This window comes from Oscillibacter valericigenes, from assembly GCF_021531435.1.
In the GTDB taxonomy this organism is placed as follows: domain Bacteria; phylum Bacillota; class Clostridia; order Oscillospirales; family Oscillospiraceae; genus Oscillibacter; species Oscillibacter valericigenes_B.
Window position 1 is genome coordinate 139,204 of the sequence record NZ_JAFBIS010000003.1, and the last position, 18,505, is coordinate 157,708.

Here is an 18,505-nt window from a genome sequence, read left to right on the forward strand (position 1 = left end):
GTACCTCAAAAGCGGCGGCCGGGATACCGTTGGGGGCCGTCCTTTTTTCATTACATCGTTTAATAAATGTATCATACCATTTTTTCCGGAAAAAGGCAACCAAAGCCGGGTATTTCAAATTTTGGTTTGGTTTTGAGTTTGATTTTTTTCCTTCTCCAAAAAGAAAATCGTGAGGACACCGCTTCGTAGAATCGGCCCATTCAAGAAGACGAATGACTTTGGCTGCGAGCAGACTCCCGCTGAGGCACAAAGGAGTGAAGGGAGCGACTGCACAGGAGCTTTATCCTTACTAAAAATATCGGACGATTTTTTTATAACTTCGTCCAATATCATTGCATAATTCGTTCGATTCTAATATGCTATACATAGAGGATACAAGGAGGAATTGAATCATGTCAATCACTGCAACTGAATTAAAAAACAATCTTGGGAAGTATCTGATGCTTGCGGCAACAGAGGATATTTTTATCACCAAAAATGGCAAGGTCGTTGCGAAGCTGTCCAATCCACATCAGGACAGAGTAGACATGGCCAAATCTCTGTTTGGGATTCTGCCTGCTGACATTACCTTGGAAGAAGCAAAAACAGAAAGGTTCAACCAGATATGAGAGTTGTCATTGACACCTGTATGATCGTGGATGCGCTCCAAGCCCGTGAACCGTTCTATCAGGATGCGCAGTCGATTTTCCTGCTCTGTGCCAACCAACAATTCGAAGGTTTTTTGACGGCAAAGTCCATTACCGACATTTACCACCTGACGCATCGGCAGACACATAGCGATCAAGCTGCGCGCGATGTCCTGTCTAAACTTTGCGCTTTATTCGGGTTGCTGGATACGACAGAGCTAGACATTCGCAAGGCGATTTTCTCTGAAATCTCCGATTTTGCAGATGCGGTCATGGTAGAAACGGCTATGCGCTCTGATATGGACGGTATTGTGACACGAAACACAGAGGATTATAAAAAAGCGCCACTCTCCGTTTACGCACCGTCAGATTTTGTGAAATTACTGACAGAGGAAACAAACAGCGATCGCGAGGATTGATCGTTCAGCAGATGCCGACTTTCGGGCGGCATCTGCTTTTTCTTGCCGTACCGATCTTGCCCTTGGGAAGAAACGGAGTTCAACTTTTCGGCCTCTGAAATCACACTGCCAGAACGCAAAGAGTCGCTTACACAGCCACATAATAAGGTTTCAACCACACCAAATCTTACAGCGGTTGGGATATGAAGTTTACCGCCCATCCACACCAGATTCAATATAGCCTGCCAAAGTCTCCCCCATCTATTGACACTCTTTTCACAAAAAACTATAATAAATCACAATCACTGTGAAAAAGAGGTGCGGAATGCTCACAGTACAGAATTTCTCCCACGACCCCTTTTATAACCAGGCCTTTGAGGAGTACGTGTTCCAGACTTTCCGGGAGGACGATGTGTTCCTCCTGTGGCAGAACAGCCCCGCCGTCATCGTGGGCAGCTTCCAGAACATCTGCCGGGAGGTCCACGTGGAGACCCTGCGGCGGCTGGGCATTCCCGTGGTGCGCCGCATGAGCGGCGGCGGCACGGTGTACCACGACCTGGGCAACGTGAATTACACCTACATCTCCCGGCAGGACGGCATGGTGGACTACGACCGCTGCCTTCAGCCCGTCATCAACGCCCTGAACGACATCGGCGTCCCGGCCCGGAAAAACCGCACCTGCGACATCGCCATCGGAGAGGAAAAAATCTCCGGCAGCGCCCAGCGCTCCGCCGGAGGGCGGGTGCTCCACCACGGGACGCTGCTGTTCCAGTCCGACCTGACGGTGCTGGACCACATCACCACCCACCACAAAAACGACTGCTTCCAGTCCAAGGGGACGGCCTCGGCCATCTGCACCGTTACCAATATCGTTGACCACCTGGCTGTGCCTATGACTCTGGAGGAATTCAAGCAGCGGCTCCTGGACCGGATGGTTCCCCCCGGCTGTCCCCGGCTGACCCTGACGGCGGAGCAGGACGCGGAGGTCTGCCGCCTGCGGGACGAGAAGTACCATTCCTGGGAGTGGACCTGGGGCAGGACGCCCGCCTTTACCTACGAAAAGTCCGGCACCTTTGCCGGGGCGCCCATCCGGGTGGCCTACCAAGCCAGAAAAGGCATCGTGTCCAACGCTGAAATTGAATGCGCCGCCCTGGACGGAGGCGAGGCCGCCCGGCTGCTGAACGGCGCCCGGCTGGACCCGGAGGGCTTTGACGAAATCTGCCGCACTTTAGTGGGCAAGCGTGCAGAAGAACTGATGGACTGGCTGCTGTAAAGCCTTTCTATATACACAAACATATACAAAACCGCGCTCAGCGCGGAGAAGGGATGAATCACCAATGGAAAAAGAACTGACGATGCCGAAGCTGCGCCCCGAGATGGAAAACGGCGTGCTGTGCGCCTGGCTGAAGGAGGAGGGCGACACCGTCACCGCCGGCGAGCCCCTGTTTGAGATCGAGACCGACAAGGTGGTCAACCAGATCGAGGCCACGGAGAGCGGCGTGCTGAAAAAGCAGCTCTTCGAGGAGGGCGACACGGTCAACGTGGAGACCCCGGTGGCCATTCTGGAGACCAAGTGAGGCGGGTCCCATGGAAAAGAAACCTGAGTGGCTGAAGGTCCGCTACAATCAGGAGGCCGTCAATGAGGTGGCGGAGCTGATGCGGGACCTGAAGCTGAACACCGTCTGCAAGGAGGCCAACTGCCCCAACCTGGGCGAGTGCTACCGCAAGCACACCTCCACCTTTATGATTCTGGGCAGCATCTGCACCCGGAACTGCCGGTTCTGCAACGTCACCACCGGCCACCCCCTGCCCCCGGACCCGGAGGAGCCTATGAACGTGGCGAAGGCCGCCAAGAAGCTGGGGCTGCGCCATGTCGTCCTCACCTGCTCCACCCGGGACGACCTGCCTGACGGCGGCGCGGAGCAGTTCGCGAAGTGCGTCCGGGCCATCCGGGAGGTCTGCCCCGGCACCACCGTGGAGACCCTCATCTCCGACATGAAGGGCAACACCGACGCGCTGGACATCGTCATCGCCGCCCACCCGGAGGTGCTGAACCACAACGTGGAGACGGTGAAGGAGCTGCAGTCCGCCGTGCGGCCCCAGGCCCGGTATCAGCGTTCTCTGGACGTGCTGCGCTACTGCAAGCAGAAGGACCCCACCCTTTTGACCAAGACCGGCTTCATGGTGGGCCTGGGTGAGACCGAGGACCAGATCAGCCGACTGATGGACGACATTCTGGAAACCGGCTGCGACATCCTCACCATCGGCCAATACCTGCAGCCCTCTCCCCAGCACTACCCCCTGGCCCGGTACGCAACGCCGGAGGATTTCGCCCGCTACAAGGAAATGGCCCTCGCCAAGGGCTTCCGCCATGTGGCTTCCGCGCCCCTGGCACGCAGCTCCTACAAGGCGTGGGAGGTTTTGGAGGACGTCCATGATCTATATTGAGACCGGCTCCTCCGACGTTTACTACAACTTCGGTGTGGAGACCTACTTCACGCTGGAAAAGTGGCTGCCGGACACGGTGTTTCTGTTCTGGCGGACCACTCCGACCCTGATGGTGGGCAAGTACCAGAACGTGCTGGAGGAGATCAACAAGCCCTACGCCGATGCCCACGGCATCCACATCGTCCGCCGCATGAGCGGCGGCGGCACCATCTACACGGACCTGGGCGGCTGGCAGTTCTCCTTCATCCAGCACAAGGAGGCCGGGGAGATCGAGTTCCAGCAGTACATCGCCCCGGTCATCGGCGCCCTGGCGGAGCTGGGGGTCCACGCGGAGTTCAACGGCCGCAACGACCTGACCATTGACGGCAAGAAGTTCTCCGGCAACGCCCAGTACCGGCTGGGGGACTGCATCGTCCACCACGGCTCGCTGCTGTTCGACACGGACATCCGCCAGATGGTGGAGTCTACCACCGTGGACAGCTATAAGATCCTCTCCAAGAGCATCAAGTCCGTCCGGGACCGGGTGACCAACATCGCCGAGCACCTCCCGGCCCCCATGGACCCGGAGACCTTCAAGGAATGCATGGTGCGGCACATCATGGGCGGCAGCGACGCCGTCTATGAAATCACCCCGGAGGACGACCAGCGCATCCGGGAGCTGGCGGACGAGCGGTTCCGCCGCTGGGAGTGCATCTACGGCGCCGACCCCAAGTTCAACATCGAACGCACCGGTCGCTTAGCCGGGGGCAAGATGCAGTTCAAGATCGACGTCCAGAAGGGCGTCATCAAAAGCGCCGCCGTCTACGGCGACTTCTTCTCCACCCTGGACGCCGAGACCATCTGCGCGGCCCTGGTGGGCTGCCGCTATGAGCGCAGCGCCGTGCTGGAGGCCCTGCAAGCCCACGGCATCGACGGCGCGGTCTACCGCATCTCCACCCGGGAGATGGCCGAGGTCATCGCGGACTGATACCACACAGAAAAAGAGCACCTTTCGGTGCTCTTTTTTGTTGGTATCAGGAAATATCTGCCATCTCTAAATACTTGTAGCCGTTTTCCGCGATGTGGTCCTTCCGGCCCTGGAGGTTGTCGCCCAGCAGCAGGTCGAACACCTCCGCCGTCCGCTCCACGTCCTCCGGCATCACCCGGATGAGGCGGCGGGTCTCCGGGTTCATGGTGGTGAGCCACATCATGTCCGGGTCGTTTTCGCCAAGGCCCTTGGAGCGGTCAATCTTATACTTCTTCCCCTCCAAGTCCTTCACGATGTCGTTCTTCTCCTTGTCGGAGTAGGCGAACCAGGTCTTGTCGCCGCAGTTGATCTCAAAGAGGGGGGTCTCGGCGATATACACGTACCCCTCCCGGATGAGGGTGGGGGTCAGGCGGTACAGCATGGTCAGCACCAGCGTGCGGATCTGGAAGCCGTCCACGTCGCCGTCGGTGCAGATGACCACCTTGTTCCACCGCAGGTTATTGATGTCGAAGGCCGCCACGTCCTTGACGTGCTTGTTCTGCACCTCCACGCCGCAGCCCAGGACCTTGATGAGGTCCACGATGATGTCGCTCTTGAAAATGCGGGCGTAGTCCGCCTTCAGGCAGTTCAGAATTTTGCCCCGGATAGGCATGATGCCCTGGTACTCCGAGTCCCGGGCCAGCTTTACGCTGCCCAGAGCGGAGTCGCCCTCCACGATATAGATCTCCCGCTTCGTCACATCCTTGGTGCGGCAGTCCACGAACTTCTGCACCCGGTTGGCGATGTCGATATTGCCGGAGAGCTTCTTCTTGATGTTCAGCCGGGTCTGCTCCGCCTTTTCCCGGCTGCGCTTGTTCAGCAGCACCTGCTCGGCGATCTTCTCCGCGTCGAAGTGGTTCTCGATGAAGTAGATCTCCAGATTCGTGCGCAGGAACTCCGTCATGGCCTCCTGGACGAACTTGTTGGTGATGGCCTTCTTCGTCTGGTTCTCGTAGCTGGTCTGGGTGGAGAAGTTGTTGGAGACCAGCACCAGGCAGTCCTCAATGTCCGCCCAGGTGATCTTGCTCTCGTTCTTCTGGTACTTGTTCTGGTCCCGCAGGTACTTGTCGATGGCGGAGACAAAGGCCGACTTCGTGGCCTTTTCCGGGCTGCCGCCGTGCTCCAGCCAGGAGGAGTTGTGGTAGTGCTCGATGACCTGGACCTTATTGGAGAAGCAGCAGGCCACCGACAGTTTCACCTTGTACTCCGTCTTGTCCGCCCGGTCCCGGCCCCGCTTTTCCGCCTGCCAGAACACGGGAGAGGTCAGGCTCCCCTCTCCTGCCAGCTCCGTCACGTAGTCCGTGATGCCGTTTTCGTAGAGGAATTCCGTCTCCTCGAACTTCCCCGGCTCCGTCTCGTTGCGGAAGCGGAAGGTGATGCCCTCGTTCACCACCGCCTGGCGCTTCATCACGTCGGTGAAGTAGTCCGCCGGGATGGCGATGTCCGTGAACACATCCAGGTCGGGCAGCCACCGGGTGCGGGTGCCGGTCCTGCGGCTCTGGTTCTTGGGCAGGGGGGTCTTCTCCAGCTTCCCCACGATCTCGCCCCGCTCGAAGTGGAGCGTGTACTCCTGGCCGTCCCGCCAGACGGTGACATCCATATACCGGGAGGCGTACTGGGTGGCGCAGGCGCCCAGGCCGTTGAGTCCCAGGGAGTACTCGTAGTTGTCGCCGGAGGCGTTGTCGTACTTGCCGCCGGCGTAGAGCTCGCAGTACACCAGCTCCCAGTTGTACCGCTGCTCCTTCTCGTTCCAGTCCACCGGGCAGCCCCGGCCCGCGTCCTCCACCTGGATAGAGCGGTCCAGGAACCGGGTGACGGTGATGGTCTTGCCGTGGCCCTCCCGGGCCTCGTCGATGGAGTTGGAGAGGATCTCAAACACCGCGTGCTCGCAGCCGTCCAGACCGTCGGAGCCGAAAATGACGCCGGGCCGTTTCCGGACCCGGTCCGCGCCCTTCAGGGACGAAATACTCTCGTTGCCGTAATCCTGCTTTTTTGCTGCCATAGTTCCTCCAAAAAGGCAAATCCTGCCTGAATCTCAATATATAGTATTGTATCACACCCCGTCCACAGGTTCAAGTGTCCCGCCGGGAAACGGTCCTTTCCCCTCTCCCGGCCCGGTTTTTCAAGGAAATGTTGTTGCGCAACGTTTCCCATAACCGGATTGTCACCTTCACAAACCGTTCATAATCCAGAGTTTTTCACATTCTCCACAGAGTTTTCCACACCGTTATGTCAACTCTGTAATTCGACAAAAAATACCCGCTTTCCCCACCCCGCCACCGCCGCTCTCCCTCCCGCAACTCCCGGTTGCGGCCCTGCCAGCCCGGGCTGGTTGCGGTCCGCCCCGCCGTCTGGTATGATACGGACAGAGAGGAGGGGTGTCATGGAACTGAAGGACATCCTGGTCCAGGAACGGAAAAAGCGGGGCTGGAGCCAGGAGGAGCTGGCGGCGCGGGTGCAGGTATCCCGGCAGGCGGTGAGCAAGTGGGAGACCGGAGACGCCCTGCCGGACCTTCCCAAGCTGCTGGCCCTGGCGGACGCCCTGAGGCTGTCCCTGGACGCCCTGTGCGGCCGGGAGGCCCCGGCGGAAGCGGTATCTCCCGCGCCGGAGACACCGGCGCCCGCATCGAAATACCGCTGGGTTTGGCCCATCCTGTGCGGCGTTCTGGCGGTATGCCTGCTGGTGTGCGGCGTGTGGATGTGGAGCCGGCGGAACACGGTCCCGGCGGAGGCGGCACAGGCGGCAAGCACGCTGCCGGATACGCTGACTGTCTCCGGGGTAAACTTCATCGGAGAGGACGACGACCGTGTTTCTTTCCGCTGTGTTCCAAGTGTGGTCAGCGAGGAATACACCTATCAAATCACTTTCGCCGATTTTGGCGGCCCGCCCCAGACCTTTGATGTCTCCCCCAGCGGTGGGGTATGCGCGGGGACCGTGTCCGTCACAGGCGGAGGGGCCTTCGATGTGGCTCTGGTCATCAGCAGCGGGGCGGAAAGCCGGACAGTCATGCTGGCAACAGGTCTGGGGTTTCACAAGGGCGGCGCCAGCTGGACGCCCCCGGATACATAAAAAGGAGAGACGCGCCGCGTCTCTCCTTTTCTCACGCCAGTCCGAACAGCATCAGAATCACGCCGTAGATCACCGACGCCAACGTGCCGAACACGATGACCGGCCCGGCCTCGTCGTCGCAAAGTCCGCTTACCTCCGTTTCCGCCTTTCGGCGAAAACTCCGCACGCTCCCTTGCTCCTCCTCTTCCCGCAGAAAACGCTCCGCTGGTTTTCTGTGGGAGCCCTGCTGTGGTTCACCGTGGCCGGCCTCATTTCTACTGGAACAGCATCAGTATCACGCCGTAGATCACCGACGCCAACGTGCCGAACACGATGACCGGCCCGGCCACGGTGAACATCTTGGCGGCCATGCCGGTGACGAAGCCCTCGCTCTTGAAGTCGATGGCCGGGGACACCACGGCGTTAGCAAAGCCCGTGATGGGCACCAGGGTGCCGGCGCCGCCGTAACGGGCCAGTTTGTTGTAGAGGTTGAAGCCGGTCAGCAGCGCCGACAGCAGCACCATGCAGACGGAAGTGGCGGTGCCCGCGTCCTCCTGGTTCAGCCCCACGGCGCTCCAGCCGTCCTGGATGGCCTGGCCCACCACGCAGATCAGCCCGCCGATGACGAAGGCCAGCGCCACATCCTTGAAAATAGGGGATTTTTTCGCCTTTTGCTGTACATAGTCCTGATATTCCTTGGGTGACATATCCATATGCGGTTCCTCCTCCCGGAAGTCTTTTCTAGTATGGCCGCCCGGCCGGGAAATATGCGTTCTTGCAAATGCCGCCCAAAAGCGGTACACTGTTGGCATATTGTTTGAAAGGAGACCCGCCATGAGACCCGCCGGCAAGCCCCTGGGGCTGTACATCCACATTCCTTTCTGTAAAAGCAAATGCGTCTACTGCGACTTCTACTCCCTGGCCGGGAACGAGGGCCGCATGGACGACTACACGGACGCCCTCTGCGCCCACCTGACGGAGACGGCCCCCTTTGCCGCCGGACACACCGTGGACACCGTCTACTTCGGCGGCGGCACCCCCAGCTATCTAGGAGAAAAGCGGCTGGTGAAAATTCTGAAAACCGTTCAGAAAAAATACCACGTCTCCAAGGACGCGGAGGTCACCCTGGAGGCCAACCCGGACTCCGCCGGGGACTGGAAGTACCTGAAGGCCCTGCGGAAGGCGGGGGTGAACCGCCTCTCCCTGGGGATGCAGTCCGCAAGTGACGAGGAACTGCGCGCCATCGGCCGGGTACATATCATGGCCCAGGTCCGCGCCGCTGTGGAGGCCGCCCGCAAGGCCAAGATCGACAACCTGTCCCTGGACCTCATCTACGGCCTGCCGGGTCAGACCATGGCGCGGTGGCAGGAAAACCTCACCGCCGCCGTGGATCTGGCGCCGGAGCACCTCTCCTGCTACGGGCTGAAGGTGGAGGAAGGCACGCCCCTTTACGCCCGCCGGGACAGCGCCGACCTGCCGGGGGACGAGGAGCAGGCCGACATGTACCTCTGGACAGTGGACTACCTTGCCCGCCACGGCTACCGGCAATACGAAATTTCCAACTTCGCCCGGCCAGGCCGGGAGTCCCGGCACAACCTGAAATACTGGACCCTGGGGGAGTACGCCGGCTTCGGCCCCGGCGCCCACTCCGACTTCGGCGGCGTGCGGTACGCCTACGAAAAGGACCTCACAGGCTACATCCGGGGCGTCCGGGAAGGGACCCCCATGCTGTCGGAAAACGATACCATCCCGGACATGGACCGGGACACCGAATGGGTGATGCTGGGTCTGCGGACGGTCTGCGGCCTGGACCCCGCGGACTACGAGCGCCGCTTCCGCCGCCGCTTCACCTGCTTCCTCCCGTTTCTCAAAGAGTGCGAAAAGGCGGGTTACGCCGTCTTCGAGGACGGCCGCTGGCGCCTGACCCCCACCGGCTTTCTGGTGTCCAACCAAATCATCGGCGGGATGCTGGACGCTATGGCGGCGGAAAAGCAGCGCCGGGCCGATGCCGCCGCCCGGGGCGACTTCCGTATCCATTTAGATTGAGAAAGGAGCTTTCATGCACGTCTATTCCGCGGGCCAATGGGTCCTGCTGTTTTTCTTCTACTGCTTCTGCGGCTGGGTCTGGGAGAGCTGCTACGTCTCCGTCTGCCAGCGCCGCTGGGTGAACCGGGGCTTTCTCCGGGGGCCGCTGCTGCCCATCTACGGCTCCGGCGCCATCATCATCCTGTTCGCCACGCTGCCGGTGGCGGGGAACCTGATACTGGTGTGGCTCCTGGGCATGCTGGCTGCTACGGCGCTGGAATACGTCACCGGCGCCGCCATGGAAGCCCTGTTCAAGGTCCGCTACTGGGACTACTCCGACAAAAAGTGCAACCTGAACGGCCACATCTGCCTGTCCAGCTCCATCGCCTGGGGCTTTTTCTCTATCCTGCTGGTGAAGTTCATCCATCCGCCCATCGCGCGGCTGCTGGCGGATGTGCCCGCCTGGCTGGTGGACCCCCTAGCGCTGGCGCTGACCGTTGTATTTACCGTGGACGTGGTCCAGTCCGTCCAGGCCGCCCTGGACCTCAGGGAGGTGCTGTCCAAGCTGACGGAGGAGAACGAGGACCTGCGGCGTCTGGCCAAGCGGGCCGAGGTGGCCGCCGCCTTTGCCGAGGATGACCTGCGCCGCTTCCGGGAGAAGACCGAGCTGGAGAAGCGGCTGCTCCAGAGCCGGATGGAGGCGGAGCTGGAGGAGCAGCGCCAGGCCCGGGAGGAGCGCCGGGACCGCCGCCAGGAGCGGCTGGAGGATTCCCTCCGCCGCCGCACGGAGGTCAAGCTGGACATCCTGGACACCATCTCCGACGCGCTGGAGTCCTGCCGGGACCACCTGGCCGACATCCCCGACCTCACCGCCGACGCCCTGGCGGAGCGCCGCGCCGACCTGACCGAGGCCATCGAGAAGGTCCGGGACCGGAAGGCCGCCATCCGCGCCCGCACCGCCCGCACGTATCAGCGCTCCCTGCGCATCCTGCGGGCCAACCCCTCCGCCAAGGCCCGTCAGGAGCTGAGCGAGGCCCTGGACGCCCTGCGGAAGCTGGGCGACCGGAAATAAGAGAAAGTCCCCGCGCCGTTCACAGGCGTGGGGACTTTTTTCATGTTTCGGGCTTCTCCTGCCGGGCCATTACGCCCAGAATATCCTGATAGCGCCGGATGATATCGCCGTAGCTCTCCCTCCGGTGGGGCAGGAGGCACTTGCTGCAGTCCTTGCGCCCGTTTTCCAGATAGGTGAAATTGCCGCCGCAGTCCCTGCCCAGAACATACAGGGGGCAGTAACAGAACAGGCAGTTGAACTCCGTCCCCTCCGGCACCGGATGGCAGGGGAAATATTCGCAGGCTGTGTTGGTGAAGAAGGAGTACCCCTTCCCGTACCACGCCGGGCGCTCCGTTTCCTTGCTAGGCATCAAACTGTACCTCCTCTCGCCGCCGTCAGCCCTGCCAGCCCCGGCTGGCGGGGTCCAGCTGTCCGGCGGCGGTATAGAGCAGGGCGTTGCAGATGGCCGCCGCCACGTTGCTGCCCCCCTTGCGGCCAAGGGCCACGATAGCGGGCACACCGCACCGCCGGCAGGCCGCCAGCAGCCGCTCCTTGCTCTCCACCACGTTCACAAAGCCCACCGGCACGCCGATGACCAGGGAGGGCCGGCTCCCGGCCTCCAGCAGCTCCGCGATTTTCAGCAGCGCCGTGGGGGCGTTGCCCACCGCCAGCACCGCGTCGGGGTACTCCGCCAGTGCCCGCTCCATGGACACGGCGGCCCGGGTGGTCTCGCGCTCCCTCGCCTCCGCAGCCACGGCGGGCTCCGCCATCAGGCAGAGGGCCTTTCCCCCCAGCTTGGAGAGGGCCGGCTTGCTGACCCCGGCCAGGGCCATGTTGGTGTCGGTCACCAGGGTGCGGCCCCGGCGGAGCGCCTCCACGCCCCGGGCCACGGCGCCGTCCGTGAAGCGGAGGTTCTCCGCGTAGTCAAGATCCGCCGTGGCGTGGATGACCCGCTTGACCACCGCCGCCGTCTCCTCCGGCAGGACGATGCCCCGCGCCTCCAGCTCCCGCCGGATGATGGACAGGCTGGTGCGCTCAATATCCCCGGGCTTTGTATGCATCATCGGTCTCCTCCCTTTCCGTCCACAATTTGCCAGAGGGCCTCCATGTCCAGCGCCTTGCGCAGCTCCGCCGCCAGCAGGTCATACTGCCGCTCCTGGTACGCCCGGTGGGAGACGGGAACCGCCGCCTCCGTCGGGATGTTCTTCCGGGCGCAGAGCCAGGCCGCCAGCTTCTCCGTCAGCTCTCCGCTGTCGAACAGGCCGTGGAGATAGGTGCCGAACACATTCCCGCTTCGGCAGCCGTCCTCCCTGCCGTCCTCCCTGCCGTCCTCCCTGCCGTCCTCCAGGCGGCAGAAGGGCGCGCCCCGGACTTCCGTCACGCCCATGTGAATTTCATAGCCCTCCAGCCGTGCCCCGGCAAAGGGCCCCTCCGCCCGGGCCCGGATTCGGGTCCGGGTCTTTTTCCCGGCAAATACCGTCCGGCAGGGCAGCAGCTCCATGCCCCGCAGGGAGCCTTGGGCGCTCTCCACGCCCTCCGGGTCCTCCAGCAGCTCGCCCAGCATCTGATAGCCGCCGCAGACGCCCAGCACCGGCGTGCCGGCGGCGGCCAGCTTGCGGATGGCTGCCTCCAGGCCGTTTTCCCGCAGCCACAGCAGGTCCGCCATAGTGCTCTTGGTCCCCGGCAGCACCACCAGGTCCGGCGCGCCCAGGCCGCCGGCCCGGTCCACATACCGCACCCCCAGGGCGGGGTGGACCTCCAGCGGGGAAAAGTCCGTAAAGTTGGAGATGCGGGGCAGGCGGATGACCGCGATGTCGATGGGCCGGTGCGTTTCCTCCCGCCCCAGGCGGGGCGCCAGGGAGTCCTCGTCGTCAAGGTCCACCGGCAGGTAAGGCACGACGCCCAGCACCGGGACGCCGGTCAGCTTCTCCAGCTGGGCAAGGCCCGGCCGCAGGATCTCCGGGTCGCCCCGGAATTTGTTGATGATGAGCCCTTTGACCCGCGCCCGCTCTTCGGGCCGCAGCAGGGCCACCGTGCCGTAGAGCTGGGCGAACACGCCGCCCCGGTCGATGTCCCCCGCCAGCAGCACCGGCGCGTCCACCAGCTCCGCAAGGCCCATGTTGACGATGTCGTCCGCCCGGAGGTTGATCTCCGCCGGGGAGCCCGCGCCCTCGATGACGATGAGGTCGTTTTCCGCCGCCAGGCTCTCGTAGGCCGCCAGAATTTCGGGTATTAACTGCTTTTTATAGCGGAAATATTCCGCCGCCGTCATCTGGCCCCGGACCTCTCCCAGGACGATGACCTGGCTGCCGGTGTCGCTGGAGGGCTTCAGCAGAATGGGATTCATCCGCACGTCCGCCTCCAGCCCCGCCGCCTGCGCCTGCATGACCTGGGCCCGGCCCATCTCCAGCCCCTCCGCCGTCACATAGCTGTTGAGGGCCATGTTCTGGCTTTTGAAGGGCGCCGCCCGCAGGCCCTCCTGCCGGAAGAGGCGGCACAGTCCGGCGCACAGCAAACTCTTGCCCGCCCCGGACATGGTGCCCTGCACCATGATGCACTTCGCCCGGCTCATCGCAGCACCTCCTCCAGCGCCTCCACCAGGCGCTGATTCTCCTCATGTGTCCGCACCGCCGCGCGGTACCAGCTATCATCCAGCCCCTCAAAATTGCCGCAGCAGCGCAGCAAAATGCCCCGTTCCGTCAGGGGGGCGGACAGCTCCCTGGGGGACGCGAACAGCAGATAATTGGCCTCGCCGGGGACGACCCGCATCCCCAGCCGCCGCAGCTCCGCCGCCAGCCGGGGCCGCTCCGCCGCCAGCAGCTCCCGCACTTGGAGGACATACTCTGTCTCCCGCAGAGCCGCCGCCCCCGCCGCCTGGGCCAGGGAGGACACCGGCCAGGGCTGGCCCGCCCGGCGCATCCGCTCCAGAAGCTCCGTGTCGGCGCAGAGGGCATAGCCCAGCCGCACGCCCGCCATGGCGTAGAGCTTTGTGAAGGCCTTCAGAATCAGCAAGTTCGGGAACTTCCCCAAATCGCCCTTTCTGGTGTGGGCCTCCGGCGCGTCCAGAAAAGCGCCGAAGCACTCGTCCAGCACCACCAGCGTCCCGGTCTCCCGGCACCGCTCCAGGATGCGTGTCAGCAACGCCGGGTCGGTGGTCACGCCGGTGGGGTTGTTGGGCTCGCAGAGAAACACCATGTTCGTCTCCGGCGTGACGGCGTTCAGAAAATCTATATCCAGAGAAAAGTTTTTTTCCTCTTTCAGGCGGAACTGCTCCACGGCACAATCGGTCAGGGCCAGCGCCTCCTGATACCCGGCGAAGGTGGGGGCCGTCACCAGCGCCCGCCGGGGCCGCCGGGCCAGCACCGCCCGGAAAATCAGGTCCGCCGCGCCGTTTCCGCAGAGGATGTGCTCCGCCGGGACGTTCTCATGCGCCGAGAGCGCGGCCCGCAGCCCCCGGCACAGGGGGTCCGGGTAGCGGTCCGCCTGCGCCGCCGCGTCCCGCAAAGCCGCCTGCACGTCGGTTGGGACGCCCAGGGGGCTGATGCTGGCCGAAAAGTCCAGCGGCAGACGGCCGTGGGCATCAGCAAAGCCCGCCCAGTCGCCGCCGTGTATCAAATTCTCACGCATACGCTCACCCCGGCAAACAGAACATCACAAGGCACCGCGCCGCCCCCAGGACCGCCAGCGCCAGAAAGGAGGCGGCGTACAGCATCCGGTCAGCCCGCAGAATGTCCGCAGCCTCCACCGGACGCAGGTCGTCGCCGATGGTGGGCTTGTCATACAGCTGCCCAAAATACCAGGCGGGCCCCGCCAGCCGGACGCCCAGCGCTCCGGCGCAGGCGGATTCCGTCTGGGCGGAATTGGGGCTGGCGTGGCATCGGCGGTCCCGCCGCCAGACGCGCCACGCGTCCCTCCAGTCCTGCCCGGTCAGCGCGGCGGCGGCGATCCAGAAAAGGGCCGCCATGCGGGACGGGAGGTAATTGGCCGCGTCGTCCAGCCTCGCCGCCGCCCGGCCGAACCACAGGTATTTCTCGTTTTTGTAGCCCACCATGCTGTCCATGGTGTTGATTGCTTTGTACGTAAGCGCCAGCGGCGCACCGCCCAGCAGCATGTAGACCAGCGGCGCCGCCACGCCGTCGGAGAAGTTCTCCGCCACCGTCTCCACGGCGGCTTTGATGACGCCCTCCGCCGTCAGCCGCTCCGTGTCCCGGCCCACGATGCGCCCCACCGCCTTTTGGGCAGCAGGCAGGTCCTCCGTTTGAAGCGTCCGCCAGACGTTCCGGCTCTCCGCCGCCAGGCCCCGCATCGCCAACGCCTGCCAGCACCAGAGCGTCTGCACCGCAAAGCCCGCCAGCGGGTGAAGCCGCGATGCCAGCAGGCAGACGCCGCCGGAGAGGAGCAGCGTGAGGAGCGGCAGTCCCGCCGCCAGACACAGCCCCGCCCGGAATTCCCCCTCCGGTGTCCCGGGGAAAGCGGCCCGCAGGCGCTTTTCCGCCCAGGTGATGGCCTTTCCCATGTACACCACCGGGTGGGGCATCCACGATGGGTCCCCCAGAAAACAGTCGAGGATAAAGCCGCACACCACGGCCATCAGAATCAGCATATGCCTTCGCCTTTCGTATACCGTACTTCCCGCAAAAGCCGCAGCTTTCGCTCGGACTGCCAGAGGTCTTCCTCCCAGTCCAGCACATATCCGCCGCCGCAGGGGGCGTTCCAGTCAAAATACCCCCGTTCCGGCAGGGCGAACCGCTCCATCACCGCCATCAGCACGCCGCCGTGGGCTACCACCGTCAGGCAGTTCTCCTTCCGCGCCAGCCCGTCCTCCATCAGCCGCTCCGCCGCGCCGCAGACCCGGGCGGAAAACGCCGCCCAGTCCTCGCCGCCGGGGCAGCGGCCCATACAGCCGCCGTCCACCCAGGCCCGGTAGTCCGGGTCGTGCTCCATCTCCACATAATTCCGGCCCTCAAAGGCGCCGAAATCCATTTCCGCCAGGTCTTTCACCACAATTTGTTCCGCACCAGGAAAGAGCTTCGCCGCCGTCTGTCCCGTCCGGCACAGGGGCGAGACGTACACCACAGGCGGCGTGAACTCCGCCTGCCGCAGCTCCGCTTCTCCCTCCGGGGACAGGGGGACGTCCGTCCGCCCCTGGTAGCGGTGCTCCCCGTTCCAGGCCGTTCGGCCATGGCGCAGCAGCCAGACCTTCATGGCAGTTCTCCTTTCAGCACCATGGAAATGCCGCAGAACACCCGGGCCACCGTCTCCGCCCGCTGGGCCAGCAGGCAGTTCAGCCGGCCCGCCGCCTCCCGTGCGGCCCGCTCGTCGGGGCTTACCGGCACCACGCCGCCGCCTACCTCCGTGGCGATGACCACGTCATATTTCGCCAGCTCCTCCGCCAGGGCGGGCAGGTCCCCGCTTTTTGCCGCCAGGTCCTGCACGTCCCAGACAGCCCGGCGGGCCAGCTCCGCCGCGTCACAGCGGAGCAGCTCCATGGCAAGTTCTCTTTTTCCGCTGTACAGCGGGCCAAACAGAAAGATCACAGCAATTTCTCCCCATACTGGCACAGCACCAGGGCTGCCAGCATCCAGAATTCCGCCCGCTGCAAAAACCATCCGGCCAGGTCTCCGGAGAGGCCGCCGAACTGCTTTTGCAGCGTGCGGGCATAGTTGGCAAATACCGCCAGCGCCGCCAGGGTCATGGCCGCGCCGTACAAAATGTCAGATACCCACATCGTCACCACGGCACCAGCCGCCAGGACAGCCAGCACAACCCGTACCCGGCCCTTGTCCGCCGATGACGCGAAGGTGTGGGCCAGGCCCGTGTCCTTCGCCATGGGAAAGCAGGCGATGGACAGCCCCGAAAGACACCGGGACAGCACGAACCCCGCCGCCGCGCACAGGAGCGCCCGTCCGTCGGGCCGCAGGGCGCCGCAAAGCCCCAGATAGCCGCAGACGTACATGCACAGCCGGATGACCGCGAAGGCGCCGCAGTGGGCGTCCTTCAAGATCTCCCGCTTCCGCTCCGGCGGCGCGCAGCTGGCCAGGGCGTCGGCGGTGTCGGCGTAGCCGTCCAGGTGGATGCCCCCCGTGACGGCCATGGGCAGCAGGCAGAACCCCGCCGCCCGCAGCAGCGCCGGGAAGCCCAGCACGCCGCAGACTGCCGCCCAGCCCCACCAGGCAAGGCCGACCGCCGCGCCCACCAGCGGGAAGGCGCACAGGGCGTACCGCATGTTCCGCTGGTTCCATTCCGGCTGGGGCACCGGGATGGCCGAAAACATGGCAAAGGCCACGGCGATCGTCTCAAACAGCACCATCAGCAAGGCTCCTTTCCCTTGTAATACACCGGGATGCCGCAGGCCACCTCGCAGACGTTGTCCGCCAGGTCAGCCAGCATCCGGTTGACCCGGGCAAGCCGCCGCAGATACGCCATGGTCCCCTCTTCATAGCAACTGCCCCCGGCAAACACCTCGTTGGACACCACCACCATGTCTCCGCACTGGTCTTTCAAACGCGCCGCGCCCTCCAGGATGGTCTCCGCCGCCCGGTCTCCGCTGCCGTGAGGACTGTACATCTCGTTGGCGCAGAGATTGCCCACGCACTCCAGCAGCACCACGCTGTCCGGCGGAACGGTGACAGAGGCCAGATTTGTATAGCACTCCACCGTCTCAAACCGCTTCTCCGCCCGCATGCGGCGGTGCTTTTCGATGCGCGCCAGGCACTCGCCGTCAAAAGGCTCCATGGTGGCGATATAAATGCGCCTTTCATACGCGGAGGCCAGCACCAGGCGTTCCGCATATTCGCTCTTGCCGCTGGCGGCGCCGCCGATCACCAGGGTCATCATTGGCTGTCCCCCAGGGGCTGATAGGCCTCGATGCCGCCGTCGCGGAAGGTGTAGCAGCCCTGGTACACGGCGCAGGCCATATCCAGCAGCGGCATGGCCGCCACCGCGCCGGTGCCCTCGCCCAGGTGCATCCCGGCGGTGATAAGGGGCCGCTTGCCCAGCGCCTCCAGCACCATTTGTCCCGCAGGCTCGGCGGAGACGTGGCTCGCCAGCATAGCCTTGCCCGCCGCCGGGCAGAGCCGCAGGGCGCACAGGGCCGCCACAGCGCTGATGAACCCGTCGATGAGCACCGGGACCCGGTACAGCGCGCCGCCCAGGAACACGCCGCACAGCCCCGCGATGTCAAAGCCGCCCACTTTACACAGCACATCCAGAACGTCGTCCCGGTCCGGTCGGTTGCAGGCGATGGCCTGTTGGATGACCGCGATTTTCCTTGCCAGGCCCTCGTCGGAGAGTCCCGCGCCCCGGCCGGTCAGCTCCTCCGCCGGCCGCTCCAGCAGGACGCTGGTCACGGCGCTGGAGGTAGTGGTGTTGCCAATGCCCATCTCTCCGGTGGCCAGCAGTTGGGCCCCCTGCTCCGCCTGCTCCCGGACCAGCTCGATGCCCGTCAGCACCGCCTGCTCCGCCTGGGCCCGGGTCATGGCCGGGCCAACGGAAATATCCGCCGTGCCGTTTCCCACGCGGCGGGACAGCACCCCCGGCACGCCCGGAAAATCCTTCACGCCCATGTCCACAGTCACCACCCGGCAGTTCGCGACCCGTGCCATGCGGCACACGGAGGTCCGGCCCGCCGCCAGGTTTTCCGTCACGACGGCGGTGACGGAGGCCGGAGACTGGGTGACGCCCCGGCACACCACGCCGTTGTCGGCGCACAGCACCAGCACCGCCCGCTCCCGGAGGTCCACATCGGCGCTTCCCGTCAGGGCGGCGATGTCCTCCAGTGCCGTCTCCAGCAGGCCCAGGCCCCCCAGGGGCTTAGCGAGGCTGTTCCAGCGGCGGCTGGCCTCTGCCCGGGCCTCGGCGTCCTCCGGCCCGATACCTTTTAAAATTCCGTTCAGTTCCATG

General features: G+C 63.9%; 22 protein-coding genes. 9 read left to right on the plus strand and 13 right to left on the minus strand.

The annotated features are described in order from the left end of the window. Nucleotides 1-392 precede the first annotated feature (392 nt). The 6 genes from JQM68_RS02960 to JQM68_RS02985 all read left to right on the plus strand — a co-directional run bounded on the left by JQM68_RS02960 (nt 393) and on the right by JQM68_RS02985 (nt 4,439). Complete coding sequence (locus JQM68_RS02960) at nt 393-608, plus strand: type II toxin-antitoxin system Phd/YefM family antitoxin (protein ID WP_235221420.1); 216 nt, start codon at nt 393-395, stop codon at nt 606-608. Next, nucleotides 605-1,045, plus strand: coding sequence for a PIN domain-containing protein (locus tag JQM68_RS02965; RefSeq protein WP_235221421.1), 441 nt, complete (start codon nt 605-607; stop codon nt 1,043-1,045). The genes JQM68_RS02960 and JQM68_RS02965 overlap by 4 nt, the downstream gene beginning before the upstream one ends. A 304-nt stretch (nt 1,046-1,349) precedes the next feature. Continuing rightward, nucleotides 1,350-2,297 carry a lipoate--protein ligase gene (locus JQM68_RS02970; protein WP_235221422.1) on the plus strand — a complete coding sequence of 316 codons (948 nt, stop codon included), beginning with the start codon at nt 1,350-1,352 and terminating at the stop codon, nt 2,295-2,297. Between the two features lie 64 nt (nt 2,298-2,361). Next, a complete protein-coding gene (locus tag JQM68_RS02975; RefSeq protein WP_235221423.1) occupies nt 2,362-2,601 on the plus strand; it encodes a biotin/lipoyl-containing protein in 240 nt (79 codons plus the stop codon). Nucleotides 2,602-2,611: 10 nt separating this feature from the next. After that, entirely contained in the window at nt 2,612-3,472 is an 861-nt protein-coding gene (gene lipA / locus JQM68_RS02980; protein WP_235221424.1) for a lipoyl synthase, read from the plus strand. Beyond that, nucleotides 3,459-4,439: a lipoate--protein ligase gene (locus JQM68_RS02985; RefSeq protein ID WP_235221425.1), complete on the plus strand. Its 981-nt coding sequence runs from the start codon at nt 3,459-3,461 to the stop codon at nt 4,437-4,439. The genes lipA and JQM68_RS02985 overlap by 14 nt, the downstream gene beginning before the upstream one ends. A gap of 46 nt (nt 4,440-4,485) precedes the next feature. Here the strand turns inward: JQM68_RS02985 and JQM68_RS02990 are convergent, their stop codons facing one another. Then, entirely contained in the window at nt 4,486-6,480 is a 1,995-nt protein-coding gene (locus JQM68_RS02990) for a DNA gyrase/topoisomerase IV subunit B (protein WP_235221426.1), read from the minus strand. 381 nt (nt 6,481-6,861) lie between these two features. Here JQM68_RS02990 and JQM68_RS02995 point away from each other — a divergent pair, with 381 nt between their 5' ends. Next, nucleotides 6,862-7,548 (plus strand): helix-turn-helix domain-containing protein, encoded by a 687-nt coding sequence (locus tag JQM68_RS02995; protein ID WP_235221427.1) that lies wholly within the window; start codon nt 6,862-6,864, stop codon nt 7,546-7,548. Between the two features lie 31 nt (nt 7,549-7,579). Here the strand turns inward: JQM68_RS02995 and JQM68_RS13725 are convergent, their stop codons facing one another. Further along, nucleotides 7,580-7,714 (minus strand): hypothetical protein, encoded by a 135-nt coding sequence (locus JQM68_RS13725; protein ID WP_268821392.1) that lies wholly within the window; start codon nt 7,712-7,714, stop codon nt 7,580-7,582. A gap of 88 nt (nt 7,715-7,802) precedes the next feature. Then, nucleotides 7,803-8,240 carry a stage V sporulation protein AC gene (spoVAC, locus tag JQM68_RS03000; RefSeq protein ID WP_235221428.1) on the minus strand — a complete coding sequence of 146 codons (438 nt, stop codon included), beginning with the start codon at nt 8,238-8,240 and terminating at the stop codon, nt 7,803-7,805. A 121-nt stretch (nt 8,241-8,361) separates the two neighbouring features. Here spoVAC and hemW point away from each other — a divergent pair, with 121 nt between their 5' ends. Together hemW and JQM68_RS03010 are read left to right on the plus strand one after the other, a co-directional pair. Then, complete coding sequence (gene hemW, locus JQM68_RS03005) at nt 8,362-9,573, plus strand: radical SAM family heme chaperone HemW (protein WP_235221429.1); 1,212 nt, start codon at nt 8,362-8,364, stop codon at nt 9,571-9,573. Nucleotides 9,574-9,586: 13 nt separating this feature from the next. After that, the gene (locus JQM68_RS03010) at nt 9,587-10,624 is read left to right on the plus strand and encodes a putative ABC transporter permease (protein ID WP_235221430.1); all 1,038 of its coding nucleotides are present in this window, start codon (nt 9,587-9,589) and stop codon (nt 10,622-10,624) included. Between the two features lie 40 nt (nt 10,625-10,664). Here the strand turns inward: JQM68_RS03010 and JQM68_RS03015 are convergent, their stop codons facing one another. From JQM68_RS03015 to cobT, 10 genes are read right to left on the minus strand one after another with little or no spacing between them, the layout of a single operon-like run. Continuing rightward, nucleotides 10,665-10,973 (minus strand): cysteine-rich small domain-containing protein, encoded by a 309-nt coding sequence (locus JQM68_RS03015; RefSeq protein ID WP_235221431.1) that lies wholly within the window; start codon nt 10,971-10,973, stop codon nt 10,665-10,667. 25 nt (nt 10,974-10,998) lie between these two features. Continuing rightward, nucleotides 10,999-11,667: a precorrin-8X methylmutase gene (locus tag JQM68_RS03020; protein ID WP_235221432.1), complete on the minus strand. Its 669-nt coding sequence runs from the start codon at nt 11,665-11,667 to the stop codon at nt 10,999-11,001. After that, nucleotides 11,664-13,175: a cobyric acid synthase gene (locus JQM68_RS03025; protein WP_235221433.1), complete on the minus strand. Its 1,512-nt coding sequence runs from the start codon at nt 13,173-13,175 to the stop codon at nt 11,664-11,666. Before JQM68_RS03025 ends, JQM68_RS03020 begins: the two co-directional genes overlap by 4 nt. After that, a complete protein-coding gene (gene cobD / locus JQM68_RS03030; protein ID WP_235221434.1) occupies nt 13,172-14,230 on the minus strand; it encodes a threonine-phosphate decarboxylase CobD in 1,059 nt (352 codons plus the stop codon). The genes JQM68_RS03025 and cobD overlap by 4 nt, the downstream gene beginning before the upstream one ends. A 4-nt stretch (nt 14,231-14,234) precedes the next feature. After that, on the minus strand, nt 14,235-15,206 hold the full coding sequence (gene cbiB, locus JQM68_RS03035) for an adenosylcobinamide-phosphate synthase CbiB (protein ID WP_235221435.1): 972 nt from the start codon (nt 15,204-15,206) through the stop codon (nt 14,235-14,237). Then, nucleotides 15,200-15,808: a histidine phosphatase family protein gene (locus JQM68_RS03040; protein WP_235221436.1), complete on the minus strand. Its 609-nt coding sequence runs from the start codon at nt 15,806-15,808 to the stop codon at nt 15,200-15,202. The genes cbiB and JQM68_RS03040 overlap by 7 nt, the downstream gene beginning before the upstream one ends. Continuing rightward, nucleotides 15,805-16,140, minus strand: a complete 336-nt coding sequence (locus JQM68_RS03045) for a bifunctional adenosylcobinamide kinase/adenosylcobinamide-phosphate guanylyltransferase (RefSeq protein ID WP_235221437.1) — start codon at nt 16,138-16,140, stop codon at nt 15,805-15,807. The genes JQM68_RS03040 and JQM68_RS03045 overlap by 4 nt, the downstream gene beginning before the upstream one ends. Beyond that, a complete protein-coding gene (locus tag JQM68_RS03050) occupies nt 16,137-16,913 on the minus strand; it encodes an adenosylcobinamide-GDP ribazoletransferase (protein WP_235221438.1) in 777 nt (258 codons plus the stop codon). Before JQM68_RS03050 ends, JQM68_RS03045 begins: the two co-directional genes overlap by 4 nt. Further along, the gene (locus JQM68_RS03055; protein ID WP_235221439.1) at nt 16,913-17,440 is read right to left on the minus strand and encodes a bifunctional adenosylcobinamide kinase/adenosylcobinamide-phosphate guanylyltransferase; all 528 of its coding nucleotides are present in this window, start codon (nt 17,438-17,440) and stop codon (nt 16,913-16,915) included. Before JQM68_RS03055 ends, JQM68_RS03050 begins: the two co-directional genes overlap by 1 nt. Next, complete coding sequence (gene cobT / locus JQM68_RS03060; RefSeq protein WP_235221440.1) at nt 17,437-18,504, minus strand: nicotinate-nucleotide--dimethylbenzimidazole phosphoribosyltransferase; 1,068 nt, start codon at nt 18,502-18,504, stop codon at nt 17,437-17,439. Before cobT ends, JQM68_RS03055 begins: the two co-directional genes overlap by 4 nt. Nucleotide 18,505 lies beyond the last annotated feature (1 nt).

Coding starts and splice junctions, on each gene's coding strand:
- JQM68_RS02960 (WP_235221420.1), top strand. CDS start 393: ATGTCAATCACTGCAACTGAATTAAAAAACAATCTTGGGAAGTATCTG.
- JQM68_RS02965 (WP_235221421.1), top strand. CDS start 605: ATGAGAGTTGTCATTGACACCTGTATGATCGTGGATGCGCTCCAAGCC.
- JQM68_RS02970 (WP_235221422.1), top strand. CDS start 1,350: ATGCTCACAGTACAGAATTTCTCCCACGACCCCTTTTATAACCAGGCC.
- JQM68_RS02975 (WP_235221423.1), top strand. CDS start 2,362: ATGGAAAAAGAACTGACGATGCCGAAGCTGCGCCCCGAGATGGAAAAC.
- lipA (WP_235221424.1), top strand. CDS start 2,612: ATGGAAAAGAAACCTGAGTGGCTGAAGGTCCGCTACAATCAGGAGGCC.
- JQM68_RS02985 (WP_235221425.1), top strand. CDS start 3,459: ATGATCTATATTGAGACCGGCTCCTCCGACGTTTACTACAACTTCGGT.
- JQM68_RS02990 (WP_235221426.1), bottom strand. CDS start 6,480: ATGGCAGCAAAAAAGCAGGATTACGGCAACGAGAGTATTTCGTCCCTG.
- JQM68_RS02995 (WP_235221427.1), top strand. CDS start 6,862: ATGGAACTGAAGGACATCCTGGTCCAGGAACGGAAAAAGCGGGGCTGG.
- spoVAC (WP_235221428.1), bottom strand. CDS start 8,240: ATGGATATGTCACCCAAGGAATATCAGGACTATGTACAGCAAAAGGCG.
- hemW (WP_235221429.1), top strand. CDS start 8,362: ATGAGACCCGCCGGCAAGCCCCTGGGGCTGTACATCCACATTCCTTTC.
- JQM68_RS03010 (WP_235221430.1), top strand. CDS start 9,587: ATGCACGTCTATTCCGCGGGCCAATGGGTCCTGCTGTTTTTCTTCTAC.
- JQM68_RS03015 (WP_235221431.1), bottom strand. CDS start 10,973: ATGCCTAGCAAGGAAACGGAGCGCCCGGCGTGGTACGGGAAGGGGTAC.
- JQM68_RS03020 (WP_235221432.1), bottom strand. CDS start 11,667: ATGATGCATACAAAGCCCGGGGATATTGAGCGCACCAGCCTGTCCATC.
- JQM68_RS03025 (WP_235221433.1), bottom strand. CDS start 13,175: ATGAGCCGGGCGAAGTGCATCATGGTGCAGGGCACCATGTCCGGGGCG.
- cobD (WP_235221434.1), bottom strand. CDS start 14,230: ATGCGTGAGAATTTGATACACGGCGGCGACTGGGCGGGCTTTGCTGAT.
- cbiB (WP_235221435.1), bottom strand. CDS start 15,206: ATGCTGATTCTGATGGCCGTGGTGTGCGGCTTTATCCTCGACTGTTTT.
- JQM68_RS03040 (WP_235221436.1), bottom strand. CDS start 15,808: ATGAAGGTCTGGCTGCTGCGCCATGGCCGAACGGCCTGGAACGGGGAG.
- JQM68_RS03050 (WP_235221438.1), bottom strand. CDS start 16,913: ATGGTGCTGTTTGAGACGATCGCCGTGGCCTTTGCCATGTTTTCGGCC.
- JQM68_RS03055 (WP_235221439.1), bottom strand. CDS start 17,440: ATGATGACCCTGGTGATCGGCGGCGCCGCCAGCGGCAAGAGCGAATAT.
- cobT (WP_235221440.1), bottom strand. CDS start 18,504: ATGGAACTGAACGGAATTTTAAAAGGTATCGGGCCGGAGGACGCCGAG.